General features: G+C 39.2%; 17 protein-coding genes. 6 read left to right on the top strand and 11 right to left on the bottom strand.

Going from position 1 to position 18247, the window contains the following annotated elements:
* Window positions 1-147 precede the first annotated feature (147 nt).
* Window positions 148-366, top strand: coding sequence for a transposase (locus A5N85_RS01110; protein WP_282955975.1), 219 nt, complete (start codon window positions 148-150; stop codon window positions 364-366).
* A gap of 5 nt (window positions 367-371) precedes the next feature.
* Here the strand turns inward: A5N85_RS01110 and A5N85_RS01115 are convergent, their stop codons facing one another.
* The 3 genes from A5N85_RS01115 to A5N85_RS01125 form a co-directional block, all read right to left on the bottom strand.
* Window positions 372-623 (bottom strand): hypothetical protein, encoded by a 252-nt coding sequence (locus A5N85_RS01115; RefSeq protein ID WP_072575574.1) that lies wholly within the window; start codon window positions 621-623, stop codon window positions 372-374.
* Window positions 624-625: 2 nt separating this feature from the next.
* The gene (locus A5N85_RS01120; protein WP_072575575.1) at window positions 626-1270 is read right to left on the bottom strand and encodes a hypothetical protein; all 645 of its coding nucleotides are present in this window, start codon (window positions 1268-1270) and stop codon (window positions 626-628) included.
* Window positions 1271-1441: 171 nt separating this feature from the next.
* Entirely contained in the window at window positions 1442-2356 is a 915-nt protein-coding gene (locus A5N85_RS01125; protein ID WP_072575576.1) for a hypothetical protein, read from the bottom strand.
* 521 nt (window positions 2357-2877) lie between these two features.
* Here A5N85_RS01125 and A5N85_RS01130 point away from each other — a divergent pair.
* Genes A5N85_RS01130 through A5N85_RS01140 form a run of 3 tightly spaced genes read left to right on the top strand, consistent with a single transcriptional unit; the run spans window position 2878 to window position 9980 of the window.
* Complete coding sequence (locus A5N85_RS01130; RefSeq protein WP_072575577.1) at window positions 2878-5157, top strand: NADP-dependent malic enzyme; 2280 nt, start codon at window positions 2878-2880, stop codon at window positions 5155-5157.
* A 21-nt stretch (window positions 5158-5178) separates the two neighbouring features.
* Complete coding sequence (gene pepN, locus A5N85_RS01135; RefSeq protein WP_072575578.1) at window positions 5179-7821, top strand: aminopeptidase N; 2643 nt, start codon at window positions 5179-5181, stop codon at window positions 7819-7821.
* Window positions 7818-9980, top strand: coding sequence for a RelA/SpoT family protein (locus tag A5N85_RS01140; protein ID WP_072575579.1), 2163 nt, complete (start codon window positions 7818-7820; stop codon window positions 9978-9980). Before pepN ends, A5N85_RS01140 begins: the two co-directional genes overlap by 4 nt.
* Window positions 9981-10204: 224 nt before the next feature.
* Here the strand turns inward: A5N85_RS01140 and A5N85_RS01145 are convergent, their stop codons facing one another.
* From A5N85_RS01145 to A5N85_RS01155, 3 genes are read right to left on the bottom strand one after another with little or no spacing between them, the layout of a single operon-like run.
* Window positions 10205-10600, bottom strand: a complete 396-nt coding sequence (locus A5N85_RS01145) for a transporter substrate-binding domain-containing protein (protein WP_072575580.1) — start codon at window positions 10598-10600, stop codon at window positions 10205-10207.
* A complete protein-coding gene (locus A5N85_RS01150; RefSeq protein WP_072575581.1) occupies window positions 10587-10952 on the bottom strand; it encodes a transporter substrate-binding domain-containing protein in 366 nt (121 codons plus the stop codon). The genes A5N85_RS01145 and A5N85_RS01150 overlap by 14 nt, the downstream gene beginning before the upstream one ends.
* 56 nt (window positions 10953-11008) lie before the next feature.
* Window positions 11009-11761 carry a substrate-binding periplasmic protein gene (locus A5N85_RS01155; protein WP_084601504.1) on the bottom strand — a complete coding sequence of 251 codons (753 nt, stop codon included), beginning with the start codon at window positions 11759-11761 and terminating at the stop codon, window positions 11009-11011.
* A 58-nt stretch (window positions 11762-11819) separates the two neighbouring features.
* Here A5N85_RS01155 and msrAB point away from each other — a divergent pair, with 58 nt between their 5' ends.
* Complete coding sequence (msrAB, locus tag A5N85_RS01160; RefSeq protein WP_072575583.1) at window positions 11820-13355, top strand: bifunctional peptide-methionine (S)-S-oxide reductase MsrA/peptide-methionine (R)-S-oxide reductase MsrB; 1536 nt, start codon at window positions 11820-11822, stop codon at window positions 13353-13355.
* Window positions 13356-13536: 181 nt separating this feature from the next.
* Window positions 13537-14493 (top strand): YheT family hydrolase, encoded by a 957-nt coding sequence (locus A5N85_RS01165; RefSeq protein ID WP_072575584.1) that lies wholly within the window; start codon window positions 13537-13539, stop codon window positions 14491-14493.
* On the opposite strand, the gene A5N85_RS01170 is transcribed toward A5N85_RS01165, so the two are convergent.
* Genes A5N85_RS01170 through A5N85_RS17505 form a run of 5 tightly spaced genes read right to left on the bottom strand, consistent with a single transcriptional unit; the run spans window position 14490 to window position 18221 of the window.
* On the bottom strand, window positions 14490-15374 hold the full coding sequence (locus tag A5N85_RS01170; protein WP_072575585.1) for a DUF535 family protein: 885 nt from the start codon (window positions 15372-15374) through the stop codon (window positions 14490-14492). The genes A5N85_RS01165 and A5N85_RS01170 overlap by 4 nt on opposite strands.
* Entirely contained in the window at window positions 15371-16222 is an 852-nt protein-coding gene (prmC, locus tag A5N85_RS01175; protein ID WP_072575586.1) for a peptide chain release factor N(5)-glutamine methyltransferase, read from the bottom strand. The genes A5N85_RS01170 and prmC overlap by 4 nt, the downstream gene beginning before the upstream one ends.
* A gap of 3 nt (window positions 16223-16225) precedes the next feature.
* Complete coding sequence (locus A5N85_RS01180) at window positions 16226-17353, bottom strand: DEAD/DEAH box helicase (RefSeq protein WP_169818596.1); 1128 nt, start codon at window positions 17351-17353, stop codon at window positions 16226-16228.
* Window positions 17354-17399: 46 nt separating this feature from the next.
* A complete protein-coding gene (locus A5N85_RS14505; RefSeq protein WP_084601507.1) occupies window positions 17400-18062 on the bottom strand; it encodes a nuclease-related domain-containing protein in 663 nt (220 codons plus the stop codon).
* Between the two features lie 15 nt (window positions 18063-18077).
* Window positions 18078-18221, bottom strand: a complete 144-nt coding sequence (locus A5N85_RS17505) for a DMT family transporter (RefSeq protein WP_084601509.1) — start codon at window positions 18219-18221, stop codon at window positions 18078-18080.
* Between the last annotated feature and the right edge of the window lie 26 nt (window positions 18222-18247).

The following is an 18247-nucleotide window of genomic DNA, read 5'->3' on the forward strand; positions in this document are numbered from 1 at the left end:
ATTTAAAGAACCAGAGCAATGCGATTGGAGCCATTATCAATGGAGAATTGTTTGCCTTACGCTTATATGATGGTTCTATTAACAGCGATATTTTCTCTCATTGGGTGAGAGAAGCCACTGTTACCTGAGTTACCTAAAAACAGTGTAATTGTCATGGACAATGCCGCTTTTCATAAACGCAGTGATATTCAAGCAATCATTGAAGAGCATGGGCATGAGATAGTTTGGTTACCCCCTTATAGTCCAGACTTAAATCCTATTGAAAAGATGTGGGCTTGGATTAAGCAAATCCGCAAAGAATGGCGGATGGATTGTATTGATACTTTATTCTTTTATCTGTTTTGGATTGGGTTGTGTTTTAGATGATTGCACTATAACGTTCCTGAAAAACTGCTTTCATCCGTGCGGTCTTTCCAATGTGCTACCACTTCATAATGCTTGGCAACCTCTGTAGCAAGAGGTTCAACCATTTTAGCGCCACCATCTTTGTCAGATTCCATCATCTTGGTTTTAAAATCTTTTTTCTCACCAGAAGAACTATTCAAAACTTCAGAATAATCCGCATAACTCGCTTCTGCTAAAGCCACATAATCTGATAAGAATTTATTATTTAAGACAGACATCTTTATTCTCCTTTTCTAACATCATGGTTATTATATTGATTTTCAAAGTATTTAATTTTAACTGGTAATTTACCCAAATGACAATCCTGAATAAATGACATCCAAAATTTTAAAGCATTATCACTGACCCCGAGACCACTAATTAGAGGTTCTTCTATACGAAAAGCACGACGACGAAATAATACCTGCTGTGTTTGGGTGTCAACCAATATATAGTCATCATCAAAAATAGAATCTCTCCGTCGGTATTTGTCAATATAAGCACCAAGACGGCTATTAAGCCAGTAAGTACCATGAAAAGTTTTTCCTTGAAAGATAAACTTATCATCAGAGCTGAGTTCGAGTGCTTTATCATCATCATAATACATCTGTTTCCATTCCTCCTCACCAATCTGCCGCCGCCATTCTTCAGGGCTGACATACACTTTTAAACCGCCCTCAGTTTTACACAAATGAGAAATCATAAATTGCAGATAAATATATTCCCCCGCCCAATAAAAAGGCCAAATGCCCATAAAAAGCATAAACCCAATCCATCTGCCTTTCGTACCCCACAGTTTGCCGCCTATTCTGATGGCTAATAAGGTAACAATAATCCAACTAATCAATAACACAAAAACGACAAATATCACTGCTAAACCAAACATCCTTATTCCCTCCTAATTGTTCTCGTATTTCAAATAAAATTAAAGCCCGAAAGTTTCGGGCTTTAATGTAAATCGTTTTGTAAATCAAACAGAGCTTCTGCTGCAACTTGCACATGGGCAAATTCTAGTATAGTTCTGGCATCAGGTTGGGTTTTAGAATTGGTATTAGTATCAGTGGTCATGATGTTTCTCCTGAGTAGTGGTTTGAGAGGAAATTAAGATATGGTCTAAAAAAAGTCGGGTAGGAAGATTATAGCTCCCAGATTTAGGACAGATTATCGTATTGCTCCATGGCGGTGTGCCACTGTTGCGAAATTCCCGTCCTAAGCCCTGCGCAGGGTCAAAGGCATACCAAATCGCTTCACCCAACACTTCATTGGTTTGCGTATCTAAAACAATAACTTTTGTTCCCGCAATCCACATCGCTCTATCTGCTGGGTCAACCATATTTTCATAAGTTACCGCATAACGAGCGGGGGTGGTAATAGGTGTTTGTGTCATTGGGGCATCTTTATCTTTATAAGCCAAAGCATATCGAGTATATGCACCATCTTCTAATACATCAACATAATAATAGCCATTTGTTTTATCTTCCTTGATACCATCTTCTGTTGAAGTGATTCGGTTAGTATATAAAAATGATCTAATATAACCATCAACCGTGCTTTCTGTCGTTAGAGTTGCATCTGCCCACATCGGATCATAGGAATATTCCAGCTTATATTTTGGTCGCACCTTTAATAAACGAATCCCATCGACATTTTCCACTTTACGATAAATTTTCCAGCCTGCGGTTTTACAGCGCTCATCAAATACTGCTTTCGCTTTTAAATAACGCTCATGACGCACTTTTTTCTCTTTTCTTTCGTCTAAATAGTCTATAAAACTAGGAATATGCCAAGAATAAAAAATAACAAATACCGCCAAAAATCCTTCAATATATCCTATTATTTTTTGACGCCTACTGGTATGGCCGTTTTTACTGATACTGCGATAAATCAAAAATAAAACAAGAAACGATAAGCCAATATAGCCCCAAAAGATAAATCGATAAAAAAAGATTAAATCTTCAAAATTAAAAATCATTTTCGCTTCCTAATAAAAAATAAATAAATCACCGCTAACCCAAACATCCTTATTTCCTCTAATGGCTATATCGTATTTCAAATAAAATTAAAGCCCGAAAGTTTCGAGCTTTAATATAAATCATTTTTAGAAAAATTGTTTATTCTTTTTGCTGAATGAATATTGAATAAATACTTATTAAACATTTTTATCCTCCAAAACCCAATTGCTCATATCGCTGATTTGCTCAAAAGCAAAATCTTGTTCTCTGTTATCTTTGCTTGACTTAAGTTAAGGGGAGATTTGGATTTTAGTATGCTTTATTGAGGTCGGTTTCTTTGTCATTTACTAGAATTTTCATCGGATCTTCTGTGCTAACGCTTAAGAACACGCTAATTAACGCGTTTTTTGCAAAAATTACAAATTATCCAATTGATTTGCTGAAGAATTAAATCATGGTTTTTCTGCTTTGTGAGTTAATCAGCGGTTCTTTAAGCCTTCTGTTAAAATAGCGCCTTTATCGTCTGATGGATGGATTTTTTATGACTGACTCTCTTAAAGAAGAAGCACTACGCTTTCATCGCTACCCTGTACCCGGTAAAATCGCAGTTACGCCAACGAAAACTTTAGCTAATCAAAGAGATTTATCTCTTGCTTATTCTCCCGGCGTGGCATTCGCTTGTGAAGCGATTGTAGAAGATCCTATTCAGGCAGATTATTTAACAGCTAAGGCAAATTTAGTCGCCGTGATTTCTAATGGCACAGCAGTATTAGGTTTAGGAAATATTGGTGCGCTTGCCGGTAAGCCGGTGATGGAAGGTAAAGGCGTCTTGTTTAAGAAGTTTGCTGGAATTGATGTTTTTGATATCGAAGTCAATGAAACAGAGGTTGATAAGTTTATCGAAACAGTCGCAAGCCTAGAACCGACGTTTGGCGGAATTAATTTAGAGGATATTAAAGCACCAGAGTGTTTTGAAATTGAGCGTCGATTGAAAGAACGCATGAATATTCCTGTCTTTCATGATGACCAACATGGGACGGCAATTATCGCTTCTGCTGCGCTAATCAATGCACTTCGTTTGCAAGGTAAAGCCATTGAAGATGTTAAGGTGGTAGCTTCAGGAGCGGGGGCTGCAGGTATGGCATGCTTAGATATGTTTGTTGTCCTAGGCGTTAAGCGAGAAAATATTATTGTTTGTGATTCAAAAGGCCCTATTTATAAAGGTCGCGACGCACATTTTGATGAAAGAAAAGCGCTTTATGCCCATGATATTGAAGCAAGAACGCTAGCAGAAGCAATGGTTGGCGCAGATGTCTTTTTAGGGGTGTCTAAGGCAGGATTGGTTACCAAAGAGATGATTCAATCGATGGCAGATAAGCCGTTAGTCTTAGCGTTAGCCAATCCTGTGCCTGAGATTATGCCTGATGAGGTGCATGCGGTTCGCAGTGATGCGATTGTGGCAACAGGACGTTCGGATTTTCCTAATCAGGTCAATAATGTGTTGTGCTTCCCATATTTATTCCGCGGGGCTTTGGATGTTAGCGCTACCACAATTAATGATGAAATGAAAATGGCTGCGGTGTATGCGTTAGCGGATTTGGCTCAATCACCAGCAGATGAAGCGGTAATTGCAGCTTATGGTGGTAAGCGCTTGGTATATGGTCCAGAGTATGTGATTCCTAAGCCTTTTGATCCACGCTTGATTTCTCGTATTCCTGTGGCAGTAGCAAAAGCAGCTATGGATACTGGTGTAGCACGTCGTCCAATTGAAGATTTAGCAGCTTATGGTGAGCAGTTAGCAGGGCTTATCAATCGTAGTGGTTTTGTCATGAAGCCGATTATTGATAGGGCTAAGGCTAATCCGCTAAAGGTGGCTTTTGCAGAAGGGGAGGATATCCGCGTATTGCGCGCAGTGCTTGCCGCTGTTCAGGAAGGTATTTGTCAGCCTATTGTGATTGGTCGCCGTGAAACAATTTTGCAAAAGATTGAAAAGAATAATTTACCGTTAGTCGCAGATAAGGATTTTGAGCTTATTGAACCAATGAATAATCCTTATTATGAGGAATGCGTGGCAAAATATCATGAATTGCGCGGACGTGATGGTGTTGATCCACAGGAAGCAAGAATTCATTTAAATACTCGGCCAACGGTTCTAGCCGCTATTTTAGTAAAACTAGGTTATGCAGATACGATGATTTGCGGGACTTTAGGACGCTTTGACCGACATTTACGTCGCGTGCAAGCGGTATTAGGGACGCAAGAAGGAATGAGCGAACCAGCAGCCGTCAGCATGATTACTTCACAAAAAGGAACTCTTTTTATTGCTGATACGCATGTTCACCGTGAGCCAAAAGCGGATGCGATCTGTCAAATTACTTTAGCCAGTGCAGAAATGATTCAGCGTTTAGGTATTACTCCTAAAGCAGCGCTTATTTCTCGCTCTAGTTTTGGTGAATGCAAAGATATGAGCAGCTCGCAAGAGATGCGCAAGGCATTGGAATCAATTCGCAAGCTTAAGCCAGATCTTGAAATTGATGGTGAAATGCAATCTGATGCTGCATTAGCAGAGGAAGTGCGCAATGCCGTTTATCCAGAAAATAAGTTGTCAGGCAGTGCTAATTTATTAATTATGCCGAATTTAGATGCTGCTAATATTAGTTATAACTTGATGAAAGTTTTAACTGATGGTAACGTCGTAGGTCCTATTTTGGTTGGATTAGCACAACCCGCGCAAATTCTTACTAAAGTAGCCACATCAAGACGTATTTTTAATATGACAGCCGTTGCCGTAGTAGAGGCACAAGCTGTTTTAAAGCAATGATAAAGACACTGGAGCGAAAGCATGAGTGAATTACGAGTTGTTCGATTAGCAGATTATCGCCCACCGGCATTTACTGTTCGTCATCATGAGCTACAGTTTTGCTTAAATGACAAAACGGTTCGCGTGTGCCATCAGCAGCAATTTGAACGAATTCAACCTAAAACAGATGAAAGTGGTTGGTCGATAGAACCAGAAAAAGACCTTGTTTTAAATGGTGAGCAGCTTGATTTACAAAGTATTGCTATAGATGGTCGTAAGCTGAGTGAAGAAGAATATCGCTATGAAGATAATTTGCTAACGGTTTTTAATGTTCCTGATGTATTTAGGTTAGAAACCGAAGTGGTTCTCCAACCTGAGAAAAATCTAGAGCTTTCAGGACTATACCGCTCCAATGGTATTTATTGCACACAATGTGAGGCACAAGGCTTCAGACGGATTTCTTTTACACTTGATCGTCCAGATGTTTTAGCGACTTATCGTGTGCGGATTGAGGGCAATAAAGCGGATAACCCAGTTATGCTCTCTAATGGAAATTTAGAGCAGCATGGCGATATCGGTGAAAATCGCTATTATGCTCAATGGTATGACCCTCATCCCAAACCATGTTATCTTTTTGCATTAGTTTCGGGCAAGCTCTCTCAAGTAAGCCGTCGGATTACAACGCCTAAAGGCAAAAAGGTAGAGTTAAGAATTTATACGGAAGCCAGCTTCATTGCGCAAACAGATTACGCGATGCAGGCGCTAGTAGATTCTTTTGTGTGGGATGAAAAGCGCTTCAATTTATCTTACGACCTAAATCGTTTTAATTTGGTTGCTATTAGCGACTTTAATATGGGTGCAATGGAAAATAAATCGCTCAATATTTTTAATACAAAGTATGTTTTAGCCAATACTGACACAGCAACTGACGCAGATTTCTTAGGCGTACAAGCCGTGATCGGGCACGAATATTTCCATAACTGGACGGGAAATCGTATTACTTGCCGCGATTGGTTCCAACTGTCTTTAAAAGAAGGGCTTACGGTTTTCCGTGACCAAGAGTTTTCTGCTGACTTAAATGAAAGAGATTTAGAACGTATTAAAAATGTCAATATTTTGCGACGTGTACAATTCCCAGAAGACGGCGGACCAATGCGCCATCCTGTTCAGCCACAAGAGTATGCCGCTATTGATAATTTTTACACTGCAACCGTTTATGAAAAAGGCGCAGAAATTATCCGGATGTATCACACCATTATTGGTGAAGAAGCTTTCCAAAAAGGAATGGCGCTTTATGTAGAGCGTCATGATGGGCAAGCTGTACGGATTGAGGATTTTGCACAATGTATGGAAGATGCTTCTGGCTATCCATTCACTCAACAATTCTTTGATTGGTACACTACCGCAGGTACACCAAAAGTTACTTTTACCGCTTCATATAATCAACATGAAGGCAGCCTAACTTTAGCCGCAGGACAAGATACTTCTGCTGTTGAACCCGCTCGCCCTTTGGTTATTCCTATTCAGGTCGCTTTGATTTCTCCTAACGGTCGCCAATATCGCTTCGAAGATGGTCAATACACCAAACTTTTAATTTTAGATCAAAAAAGAGGTAGCTGGACATTTGATCATGCAGATGAAGATTTAATCCCTGTTTTAATGATGGGATATTCTGCACCAGTTTATTATCAACATCAGTACAGCGATGATGAATTAAGCGTCGTCGTAGAGCATGCGCCAGATGGCTTTGCTCGATTTGAAGCGATGCAAACTGGCTATCGCCGTTTGTTTTTAACTGCCTTTAATGAGCCAAGAAAAACCAAAGATCATGCTAAAGGTGTTGCTGATAGAATGCTCGGTATCTTAGAAAATGAGAAACGCAGTCCAGCAGAAAAAGCGCTCCTCTTAACGTTACCTAGCTTAGAAAGTTTATTACCTTATCTACCAACGCCTATTGATATGGATCGCGCTATTGAAGCGTATGAACGTATTGAACGCATCGTTGCATTGAAAATGCGACGCGCTTGGGCAGATTATCTAGAAAATGATAGAGAGCCTACTCAGCCAAAATATAGTGTAAAAGATGCGGGGATTCGTGCATTACGCGGGGTTGCTTTGAAATATTTAGCCATTTTTGAAGATGAAGCTTTCCGCGAAAAGCTTGACCAATATTATCAGCAAGCCAATAATATGACTGAGCGAATGAATGCTTTAGAGGCGCTGAATTTGCGCACCGACAAACATCGCGAACAAGCGCTTGCTGATTTTAACCAACGATTTGCTGATCAACCTTTAGTCATTGATAAATGGTTTGCGCTTCAAGCAAAAGATCATTCAGAAGATGCTTTAAGCCGTATCGCTGCATTGACTGAACGAGACGATTATCAAGTAACCAATCCTAATCGTTTTAGGGCGTTAATCGGTAGTCTGATGCAGGCGAATCCTAATATTTTTCACCAAAAAGATGGAGAAGGTTATCGATTTGTTTGCCGACAAATTCGTCGTGTTCTCTTATTAAATCCGCAATTAGCTGCGCGATTATTGGGTGGATTTGCCATTGTTAGCCAACTAGATGATGCTAGAAAAGCCATTGTTCGTAGTGAACTTAATAGCCTACTTACCGTAGAAAATATTAGTACGGACGTTCGCGAAGTTTTAGAACGCATACTTGCTGGACTCTCATGACATCTGTAATCGCTTATCCATCATGGCTACCCGGACAAGATATTTATCCAGATAGTCAAGCGCGGGTACTTATTGAAAGTGCGTTTACACTTGCTTTTCCTGATGGACAAGCGGATCGACGTAGTGAGATGTTAACGCGTTTATTGGTGGAGCTACGAAGTGATGCGACCTTAGTTGCGGCAGGATTATTGGTTGGACGCTATCGCCAAGAAGCGATTAAAGCAGAAGATATTAAAGAAACTTGTGGGGAAACACTTTACCAGCTCTTACAAGGATTAGATGCCCTCGCGCTAATTGATAACTTACATGAAAGAGAAAAAAGCGACTTAGAACAGCTTCGTAAGATGCTACTTGCCATGGCTAGCGATATGCGTGCTGTTATTCTAAAGCTTGCCTTACAAGTCGTCGCCATGCGTTGCATGAATGATTATAGTAACGCAGAGCAGCAAAGACTTGCTCTACAAACCCGCGATCTTTTTTCTCCTTTAGCAAACCGATTAGGTATTGCACAATTAAAATGGGAATTAGAAGACAGCGCTTTAAGAGTATTAGAGCCAGATATTTATCAAGAATTATCAGATGCTTTAGAAGAAAAACGCGTTGATAGAGAGCGTTATATTACTCGAATCATTGCGCAGCTAGAATATGCTTTAAAAAAGGCAGACATTCCTATCAATCGCATTTATGGGCGTGTCAAACACATTAACTCTATCTATTTAAAAATGAAGCGTAAAAAATTACGCTTTGAACAAGTCAATGATATTCGAGCGGTTCGGGTAGAAGTAGAAACAGAAGAACAATGTTATCAGGCGCTCTCTATTGTCAATGACCTCTGGCAACCTGTCCCCGAAGAATTCGATGACTACATCGCCAACCCTAAAGCAAACGGCTATCAATCACTACATAGCACGTTAATTGGTCCAGAAAACCGTATGCTTGAAGTGCAAATTCGTACTCGCTCAATGCATGAACGTGCTGAATTGGGGGTCGCTGCTCACTGGAAATACAAAGAAAAAGGCGTTCGCCATAGCAAACAATTTGAGCAACAAATTGAATGGCTCAGACGGATGCTAGAAGGCAAAGGAGATGCGGGGCGAGGAGATGTTATTTTCGATGAGTTCCGTAACGAAGCTTTCCGCGATCGCGTCTATGCGGTTACCCCACAAGGGCGCGTGGTAGATTTACCAGAAGGTGCGACCCCTCTTGATTTCGCTTACCATGTTCATACACAACTTGGACATCGCTGCAAAGGCGCAAAAATTAACGGACAAATCGTACCCCTAACCACGGCTTTAAAAAATGGGGATACTGTTGAGATTCTTACGCAAAAAAATGCTAATCCTAGCTTAGATTGGCTATCTGAGCACTTAGGCTATTTACAAAGTGGGCGGGCGAAAGCAAAAGTTCGTAGCTACTTCAAAAAACAGGCAAAAGAAAAAAGCATTGAGCTAGGCAAAGAAATGCTTACTCGAGAGTTAAGACGATTAACGCTTAGTGCCGGAAGCCCTGCCGAAATGGTGGAAATCGCCAAACGATTTAATGTGCATAGTGAAAATGACCTATATTCCGTCATTGGCTTTGGTGATATTGGAGTACTAACCGTTGCGCATGAAATCGCTGCACGTCGTCAAGCTCAACAACAACCAGAGCAACCTAGCTTAGATGAACGCTTGGCACGTATTCCTGTTAAAGCTGCTCGTCGCGCTAAAAGACAAAATATTGAAGTCGATGGCGTAGATGATTTAATGGTCAACTTTGCCACTTGCTGCCAACCGATCCCGCCTGTATTCATCAAAGGCTTTATTACACTTGGTCGAGGCATCAACATTCACCGCGCCGATTGTCCAAATATTGCTCATTTAGGGAAACAACATCCAGAAAGAATTATCGATGTGCATTGGCGTGACAATAATAGCGGGTTATACCAAATTGAAATTGCGATTTTAGCTTATGACCGTCCACACGTTTTACGAGATATTAGCCAAGTTTTTGCCAATGAAAGAATTCCTATATTAGAAGTCAAAATGGCACAAAACGATAGAAGTCAATTAGAAGGTCGGTTTACCCTAGAAATTAGCGATATGGGACAGCTATCTCGCGTGATTGATCGATTATTACAAGTCAAAGACGTTCAACAAGCTAGCCGTGTACAGCATTAACATCGCTGATTGCTAAATTATTGATAGTCATATAGCTAAATTGAGTTTAGCTTGCATACAAGACGACGAACTACCGATATCACACATTAAGTACGGCAAGACAAACCAATGTTATATGCGATGTTAGATGTTTAGCTATATAACCTCATATAAAATAATAGGAACTTTTATAAAATCCCTATTATTTTGTAAAGCCTATATTTGTCGAGTTTGAAAAGTTATGCTTAGTTCCCAAAATAAGATTGATACAATTTTTGGTAACTACCATCCTTTTTAGCCACTTCTAATCCGTGATCTATTTTTTCTTTTAAGGTAGTATCGCCTTTTTTAATAATAAAACCAATATTCCTATCTGCATCCGGCAATGGCAACATTCGATATTTTATTTCTGGATAGCGAACGCCATAGTATTTAGGAATAAGATCATCAACTACTATCGCATCTGCCCTAGCTTGCCAAACATTCTTTAATACACTAAAAAAAGAATTTGCCGGAATATAAGTCGTATCATTCTGAGAAAGCTGATCTGCTTTTTCTCTAGATGACTTACTTTCAACATATCCAGTAAAAATCTTGCCTTTGAAATCAGATAGATTTTTGATATCTTTATTTTTTTTCATTATCTAAAAAATAGACGACAGATTGAATTTTTACAATTGGCTGCGACATTTCGGCAATTTCTAATCGCTCTGGTGAAATACTGAATGCAGACACAAACATATCAGCCTCTCCATTAGTTATAATCGTTTTCCAATCTTTACGCCGTAAATATCTAAAGTCTATTTGGAAATTTTCTTTTTCGCCAATAAGTTTAATTAAATCAATTTCAAAACCTTCTGGCTCACCATTATCATTTTTAAATTCAAATGGCGGATAAGTAGGGTCTGTTCCTACAATATATTTCTCTTGCGCGAAAGAAAAAGTCGATACCATCGCTAATAACGCAACCAATAATTTCTTTTTATCATTCATGATGTTTTACCTTCTCTCTAAATAACAATATGATAAATTAAACCAATTTCTTCAGATTATATTTTGCCAAAATAGTTTTGGACTAACTGTTGGTATTCTCCTTGTTTTTGCGCTTTTTCAAGTCCATTATTAATTTTTTTCTTCAATGAAATATTTCCTTTTTTAAGCGCATAGCCAATATATCTTTCCGAATTGGGGAAAGGAATAAATCGATAAGCAATTTGAGGATATTTTTGTCCGTAATATTGAAAAACCAAATCATCACCTATTGCAGCATCTGCCTCTCCTTTCCATACGCTTTTTAGCGCTAAAAAAATGGTATCTGCTGGCTGATAAAATTGACTGTTTCCAGATAGCTGAGCGGCATATTGCTCAGTTGTTCCTTCTCCTTTATTGCCTGTAAAAGTTTTTCCTTTTAAGTCGGTGAGCATTTCTAGCGATTGATTATTATCTGTATCTAAGAAATAGACGACACGTTGAGTTTGCATAATAGGCAGGGTCATTTCCGCGGAAGCCATTATTTCTGGAGAAATTGTAAAAGCGCCTAAAAAGATATCAACTTTACCTTTGGTCAGCGCTTCTTGCCAATTTTCTCTCTTTAAATACTGAATCTCGATGGTAAAATTCTCTTCTCTAGCAATGATTTTTAATACATCCACTTCAAATCCAGATGGCTCACCATTATCATTTTTAAACTCAAAGGGAGGATAAGTTGGGTCAGTTCCTACAATATATTTTTCTTCTTGTCCAAAGGAAGAAAAAGCTACGAAGAATAACAGATTAACAAATAATTTTTTTCTGTTCATCATCGTGTTCCTTCGATAAATTTATTTAAAATAAATCCCTTTATCAAAGGAGATTTATTTTATGAAAACCTTTTTTCGCCTCTCAGCTGCATTGGTAGCTATTATTACTTTACTCAGCCTTTTTTTACCAACTTCAGCTGATTCACCTCATTATAGCAAGGATTCATATATAAATTTTAATAATTTACAAACCACTAACAACCAACCTGCGGAAACTTTTCTCAAATCTAATCAACCAACTTTGGTTAAATTTTGGGCAAGCTGGTGTCCTTTATGTCTATCTGAACTTGAAGAAACGCATCATTGGCAACAAGCACCCGAATTTAACCATATCAACCTAATCACAATTGCGTCTCCTGGTTTTTTAGGCGAACAATCCAAATCTGATTTCCTTAATTGGTTTAAAGGTTTAGATTTTCCTACACCAATAACGGTTTTAGATGACGGTAGCAATGCAAAAGCCGCTGGAATTGGCGTCTATCCTAGCTGGGCGGTATTAGATGCTAAAGGTCATTTACAACGCGTTATCAAAGGCAGTATCAATCGAGAACAAGCGCTTGCTCTTGCTAAAAATCCTCAAACCAATTTGCAATCTATTAAGCCGCCTCAATATTTTGCGAAAAAGGGCGAAACACAATCGCTTGAGAACGCTCGTACGATTTATTTGGCAGGTGGCTGTTTTTGGGGTGTTGAAGCCTATTTCCAACGTATTCCAGGCATTATAGATGCTGTATCAGGTTATGCGAACGGAAATACAGAACATCCGAGTTATGAAGATGTTATTCGCGGCAGTGGGCATGCAGAAACCGTTAAAGTCACTTACAACCCAGCTCAAATTTCTCTTGAGCAAGTATTAGCACGATATTTCCGCATTATTGATCCAACCAGTTTAAATAAACAAGGGAATGATAGAGGAATTCAATATCGAACAGGCATTTACTATACCAATCCAGCGGATGAAAAAATTATTCGTCAAGCCATTTCTCAGCTACAAACCAAATATCACCGACCTGTTGTGGTGGAAGTAGAGCCGCTCAAACAATTCTTTGACGCAGAAGATTATCATCAAGATTACCTGAATAAACATCCAAATGGTTATTGTCATATTGATTTAAACCTTGCCGATGAACCTTTACTGGAAACGCAAACCTCCTCCCAATATCAAAAACCAGATCAAGCCACTTTGAAAAAGACGCTAACACGCGACCAATATCGCATTACACAAGAAAATGCGACGGAATATGCCTTTAGCCATGCCTATGATCATCTTTTTGAGCCAGGTATTTATGTTGATGTAGTTGGCGGCGCGCCTTTATTCTCTAGCCGAGACAAATACGATAGCGGTTGCGGTTGGCCAAGTTTTACTCAACCTATTGCAGAAGCGGCTGTTACTGAACACGATGATAATAGCTACAATATGCATCGAATTGAAGTTCGTAGTGCACAAGCAGATTCGCATTTGGGTCATGTTTTTCCCGATGGACCAAAAGATAAGGGAGGCTTACGCTATTGCATCAATGGCGGTGCATTAAAATTCATTCCACTCGCAGAAATGGATAAAGCGGGTTATGGAAAGTGGAAAGCAGCAGTAGAATAATGGCGTTGATTATAAGAAGTGATTTTTAAATCATTTCTTGATATGGTTTCCCTTATGTTTTTAAAACCGCTATAGCAGGGCTACCAAAAAATGCATACTTTACTTGAAGATAATATGCTGTTTTCAAAGTGGATATTGAGTTAACGTTGTATGCATTTTTTGGGAAGTTAGTTATACTCTTATGTCGCTCTTTACCCCTAAACCCTTAAAAGCCCCATTTTGGCTGAATAATGCCCATGCAGATACGGTTATTTCTTTATTCTTGCCCACGCCAACCGTGGCTTATCAACGTGAACTCAGAAAAGACAGTACACAAACGACATTTGTTGCCTATGATTTTTTGTTTTCAACGCAAAAAGATGCGCCTTTATTCGTTTTATTTCATGGACTAGAAGGCAGTAGCCAAAGCCATTATGCACTACGGTTAGCATTAACAGCACAGAAAAATGGCTATCATACGGTTATTCCCCATTTTCGAGGATGTGGTGGCGTTAAAAACACCGCTTATAAAGCTTATCACTGTGGCGATAGTGAAGAAATTGCTTACGTCATACATTCGCTGGCTAAAGAATATTCTTATATTATTGCAGCAGGTGTTTCTTTAGGCGGCAGTGCTTTAGTAAATTATTTAGGCAGAGTGAAAGAAGATAATATCATCCGTGCTGCTGTCATTATTTCCGCACCTTTAAATCTCCCATACGCAGGGGAAGCCATGTCTAATGGCATCAATCGTTATTTATATACCCCGTATTTTATGAATAGCATGCTCAAAAATGCGCATCAAATTGCCCAACACTATCCAGAACTTAAGCTACCAACCCATTACAAGCCAAAAAGTTTTGCGGATTTTGATGATGTTTATACCGCTCCTCTTGCTGGTTATGCCAACGCCAAGCAGTATTATCAAGAAGCGTCCGCTTTTCCATACTTATCTCAAATTACTTGCCCAACGCTGCTCATCAATGCACTAAATGACCCATTTATGCCAGCACAATTTTTACCGACAAAAGCCTCTATTTCTTCTTATGTTCGCTTATGTCAACCCAAACGTGGCGGACACGTTGGCTTTGTTCAAAAGGGATTAGATACGCATTGGCTTGAAGAAACTGTTTTTGATTACTACGCCAGTGTACTTTAAGGTGATAAGTTCAAATGTTGCCTGAAACTTGCTTTTATCTCATCTAAAAGCGCGTAACGTTTGCGATAAAGTGCGCGTTTGCGTGTTGGCACTTCTTCTGCTGATTTACGTCGTGATAACAATTGACAGTATTGTTCATCTATTATTTTTAATTCACCCGCAGAAAATTCTTCATACATCTGATCATAGTCTTTAACGATGACTTTACCGCTTTTCTTTTGCTTGCCGCGTTTAACGACCGCCATTTGCACACTATCACGTACCGCTAATATACGTGGTTTATTGAATAACGCTGCTAAAATCAGCCCACATTCAAGCATTAACATTGGCGTGCGTAATCCATAGCATTGTTTGGTTAAAGCTTTCGTTAGTTCTGTTTGAGATTTCCGCCCTTGAACAGTCACCACAGTAAAAGTATCTTCTGCCAGAGATAAGCAAAAAGATAATAGATAGCAAAGCCGACCTTCTTCATCATTCAATACAAGCGCCAAAATACCCTCATTTCCATTGATAGGATTCAGTGCCAGCGTTAAGGTAAACCCGCTGTCAAAAGTATAAAGCAGAAGCGGTTGTTCAAAAGGATGTGATAAAGAATGATCGTTACAAAATTCACGAATAAAATCCAAATCCTTAAAAAAATATTGTAATCCTTGCGCTGTTGGACAAGCGCGGTGTAAATATCCATCACGAATAGTGTAATAAGCAGGACGTGAATCTTGTCGGAAATAATTCCCTTCAAGCGGATGCGTTACTAACCAATCACAAAGTGAATCTAAGGCTTGACGATGCTGGGCACAATGCCAATAAAATTTAGCCGCTCGTCGGACTCGTCGCAGCATATTACCTTTCTCAATAGGCGGAGGAAGACGGTAAGTAGTCATATTCTTTTTTGCATAAGCGTAATTCGCTCATTATTACCGTAATCACACAGAGTCGCAATATTTTTCCAATGTGAATATTGCTGGGCATATTCTCGTAAACGGGCTGCCTGTTGATAACCATGTTCTAATAATAGCCAACCCTTATCACATAGATATTCGCCAGCATTTTCAATCAAATAGAACAAATCTGCATAACCTTCGTTTTCAGCAACCAATGCCGTACGCGGTTCATATTGTAAAGCGGCAAGATGCCTGTCATCAGATGTAATATAAGGCGGATTACTGACAATTAGGTGATATCGATGCTTTTCTAATGGTTCAAACCAAGAACCTAATTGAAATTGAAGACTTTTTAGAGAAACGGTTTTATCAGTATTTAATTGTACATTTTCTTGCGCAATGGCTAAAGCTTCTGCGCTATTATCCACAGCTACTACCTGCGCATTTGGTCGATGTTTGGCAATGGCAATAGCGATAGCGCCACTACCTGTTCCAAGGTCTGCAATATGCCAATTTGCTTCTTTTGGGATACGCGCTAATGCCGCCTCAACAAGATGCTCTGTATCTGGTCTAGGAATTAAAGTTGCTGGCGTAACTTTCAGTTTTATATCATAAAAAGGTTGATTACCTAATAGATACGCCATTGGTTCACCTTGTAAACGACGCTGAAGCAAGCCCTCTAATTGCTCTATTTGCGTCTGAGTCAGTTCATCATTACGCCATTTTTGTGAGGTCGGCGAAATGGCTGTTACAGCTTCAATTAACAAAGCTGCATCTAGCGAAGGACTTTCACTACTCTTTTTCAACTGTTCACTTGCATACGCAAGAAAGTCAGATAGATATGGCATGATTTATAGTGTTTGGGTGAAAGACGTTTCTTTAGCAGCTGTTAGAATGAGATGCGTTTTTGCGCGAGTCATAGCCACATATAGCAATCGTGCCGATTTTGCACGCTCATCTTCAGATGTTTTAAGTCCATCAATTTCTGCAATAATGACTCGCTCGAATTCTAAGCCCTTACTGCTGTGCATAGTACAAACCGTCAACGCATTTTCATCTTTATGGTAATCAAGGCGATTATCACTTTCGATAAGGTCTTGTATCGTGATATTGTGCGCTCGGAGCTTGCTAATCAGACTTCTTCCATATCGCGTACTATTACAAAGCAAAGCAATGTTACCAAATGGGACACCTTGTTGCTGCCAATTTTGAATATCTTCAATAATCGCCTGCATTTCTGCTGCGCGACTAGAAAAATATTTAAAGACTGGTGGTAAATTTGTTTCTATTCCAATACTTTTGGGAATAATCAGTGGAATACTATCTTCATCAGCACTATGAGCTTGCACATAGTGGGTCAGAAAATTAGCGGCATATTGTAGGATTTCTTGACTATTACGGTAGTTCTTACTGAAGATAACAGACCGCCCTTGCGCAGCAATATCAACGCTTTTTAAACTAAAATTTAAACCACTGGTTCTATTATCATAAATACTTTGCGCGTCATCATAGAGCAACAAAAAGTTTTGGTCTTGTCCATCCTTACCTTCAGCTTGACTCACTGCCGTACGCAACCAATCTTCAGCAAAATCATGCCCTTCATCAATAAGAACCGCACTATACTGCCCTTTTGGCAGTTTCCCATTCACGATAGATTTATCAATGGCTTGAGTAAGACGCTCGGGATAGCTACCCTCTTTTGCATCATTAGATACATAAAGACCATATAAATCTCTCATAGCAATACACCAACCATGGTAATGATAAACATGTATTTTAGGATGCTGAAGTTGAGCTTTTAAAAAGGCAGCGAGAGACTTATTAAAACACAATACAAGAATAGGTTTATCGGGCTGTGCATGCGCTAATTTACGCGCACGATGAATTAACAATAAACTCTTACCACTACCTGCACAACCATGAAAAACACGATGTCCAGCACCTAAGCGTCGCGCTGTCGATTCTTGCTGGTTATCCATAATATGCACTTTATCAGGAATAATTACGTCTACTGGATCTTGATGATCAAAAAAAAACTTGCTGATCCGCATTAACAATAAATTCTGGAAAAATACGCGCCCGAATACGGGTTGCTTGCTCAAAAGTAATCGGATAATTAAATTGATAGGGAAATAATCCGTGTAATTTCTCAATAAATTCCGTTTGGCTAAGATTACCTTCAAGAATGTCTTCTTTATAAAAAGTCGTTTTACGGGGAAACAGCGTTTCAATCGCACCACGTGCCACATCTGTGATTTTTTGATATTCCCAATTAGTCATTACTGCACCATAACCCCAAGGAATAATCAATTTTCCTTTGTAAACGCCTTCTGTTTGCAAAAGTAGTGGGTCTTCTTTAAGCTTATTAATTAGTGGAAAAAGGCTGCTTCTCGCCTGCTCAAGCGGGCTATCATAAGTACTTTCACCTTGTCCAAAATCAAGAGTAAGTTGATGATGTCCTTTTAGCTTTTTTAAGGCTTTCATCGCCCAATCTTTAATTTCAATACTCAATAATCCATACTTAGGATGAAAGATTAAATAATCAGGATAACGACGATAATTCCCCTGTAAAGGTAAGTTATACCAAATAAGATAATCATCATTAAGGTGCTGCGCTAGTAAATCGTAAAAGCGGCGTTCACCCGCCGTCATTTTACTTTTTAGATTACGGGTAAGAAATGTTGCCATATGACATCCTGTTGTCTATTTTTTTAAGTTAAATAACGTAATCCCGATAAAAACCAAAATCAATCCCACAATTTTATTCCAACCAATGCCTCGAATAGGCATACCTAGAAAGCCATATTTATCAATAAACAATGCCATCAGTAATTGCCCTAAAACCATTATAGTCAAATCAGCTAAAAAACAGA

The sequence above is a fragment of the Suttonella ornithocola genome, assembly GCF_001889065.1.
Lineage (GTDB): Bacteria > Pseudomonadota > Gammaproteobacteria > Cardiobacteriales > Cardiobacteriaceae > Suttonella_A > Suttonella_A ornithocola.

Excerpts from the sequence above, each read along its gene's own strand:
- A5N85_RS01115 (WP_072575574.1), bottom strand. The coding sequence starts at position 623 with ATGTCTGTCTTAAATAATAAATTCTTATCAGATTATGTGGCTTTAGCA.
- A5N85_RS01120 (WP_072575575.1), bottom strand. The coding sequence starts at position 1,270 with ATGTTTGGTTTAGCAGTGATATTTGTCGTTTTTGTGTTATTGATTAGT.
- A5N85_RS01125 (WP_072575576.1), bottom strand. The coding sequence starts at position 2,356 with ATGATTTTTAATTTTGAAGATTTAATCTTTTTTTATCGATTTATCTTT.
- A5N85_RS01130 (WP_072575577.1), top strand. The coding sequence starts at position 2,878 with ATGACTGACTCTCTTAAAGAAGAAGCACTACGCTTTCATCGCTACCCT.
- pepN (WP_072575578.1), top strand. The coding sequence starts at position 5,179 with ATGAGTGAATTACGAGTTGTTCGATTAGCAGATTATCGCCCACCGGCA.
- A5N85_RS01140 (WP_072575579.1), top strand. The coding sequence starts at position 7,818 with ATGACATCTGTAATCGCTTATCCATCATGGCTACCCGGACAAGATATT.
- A5N85_RS01145 (WP_072575580.1), bottom strand. The coding sequence starts at position 10,600 with ATGAAAAAAAATAAAGATATCAAAAATCTATCTGATTTCAAAGGCAAG.
- A5N85_RS01150 (WP_072575581.1), bottom strand. The coding sequence starts at position 10,952 with ATGAATGATAAAAAGAAATTATTGGTTGCGTTATTAGCGATGGTATCG.
- A5N85_RS01155 (WP_084601504.1), bottom strand. The coding sequence starts at position 11,761 with ATGATGAACAGAAAAAAATTATTTGTTAATCTGTTATTCTTCGTAGCT.
- msrAB (WP_072575583.1), top strand. The coding sequence starts at position 11,820 with ATGAAAACCTTTTTTCGCCTCTCAGCTGCATTGGTAGCTATTATTACT.
- A5N85_RS01165 (WP_072575584.1), top strand. The coding sequence starts at position 13,537 with ATGTCGCTCTTTACCCCTAAACCCTTAAAAGCCCCATTTTGGCTGAAT.
- A5N85_RS01170 (WP_072575585.1), bottom strand. The coding sequence starts at position 15,374 with ATGACTACTTACCGTCTTCCTCCGCCTATTGAGAAAGGTAATATGCTG.
- prmC (WP_072575586.1), bottom strand. The coding sequence starts at position 16,222 with ATGCCATATCTATCTGACTTTCTTGCGTATGCAAGTGAACAGTTGAAA.
- A5N85_RS01180 (WP_169818596.1), bottom strand. The coding sequence starts at position 17,353 with ATGGATAACCAGCAAGAATCGACAGCGCGACGCTTAGGTGCTGGACAT.
- A5N85_RS14505 (WP_084601507.1), bottom strand. The coding sequence starts at position 18,062 with ATGGCAACATTTCTTACCCGTAATCTAAAAAGTAAAATGACGGCGGGT.
- A5N85_RS17505 (WP_084601509.1), bottom strand. The coding sequence starts at position 18,221 with ATGGTTTTAGGGCAATTACTGATGGCATTGTTTATTGATAAATATGGC.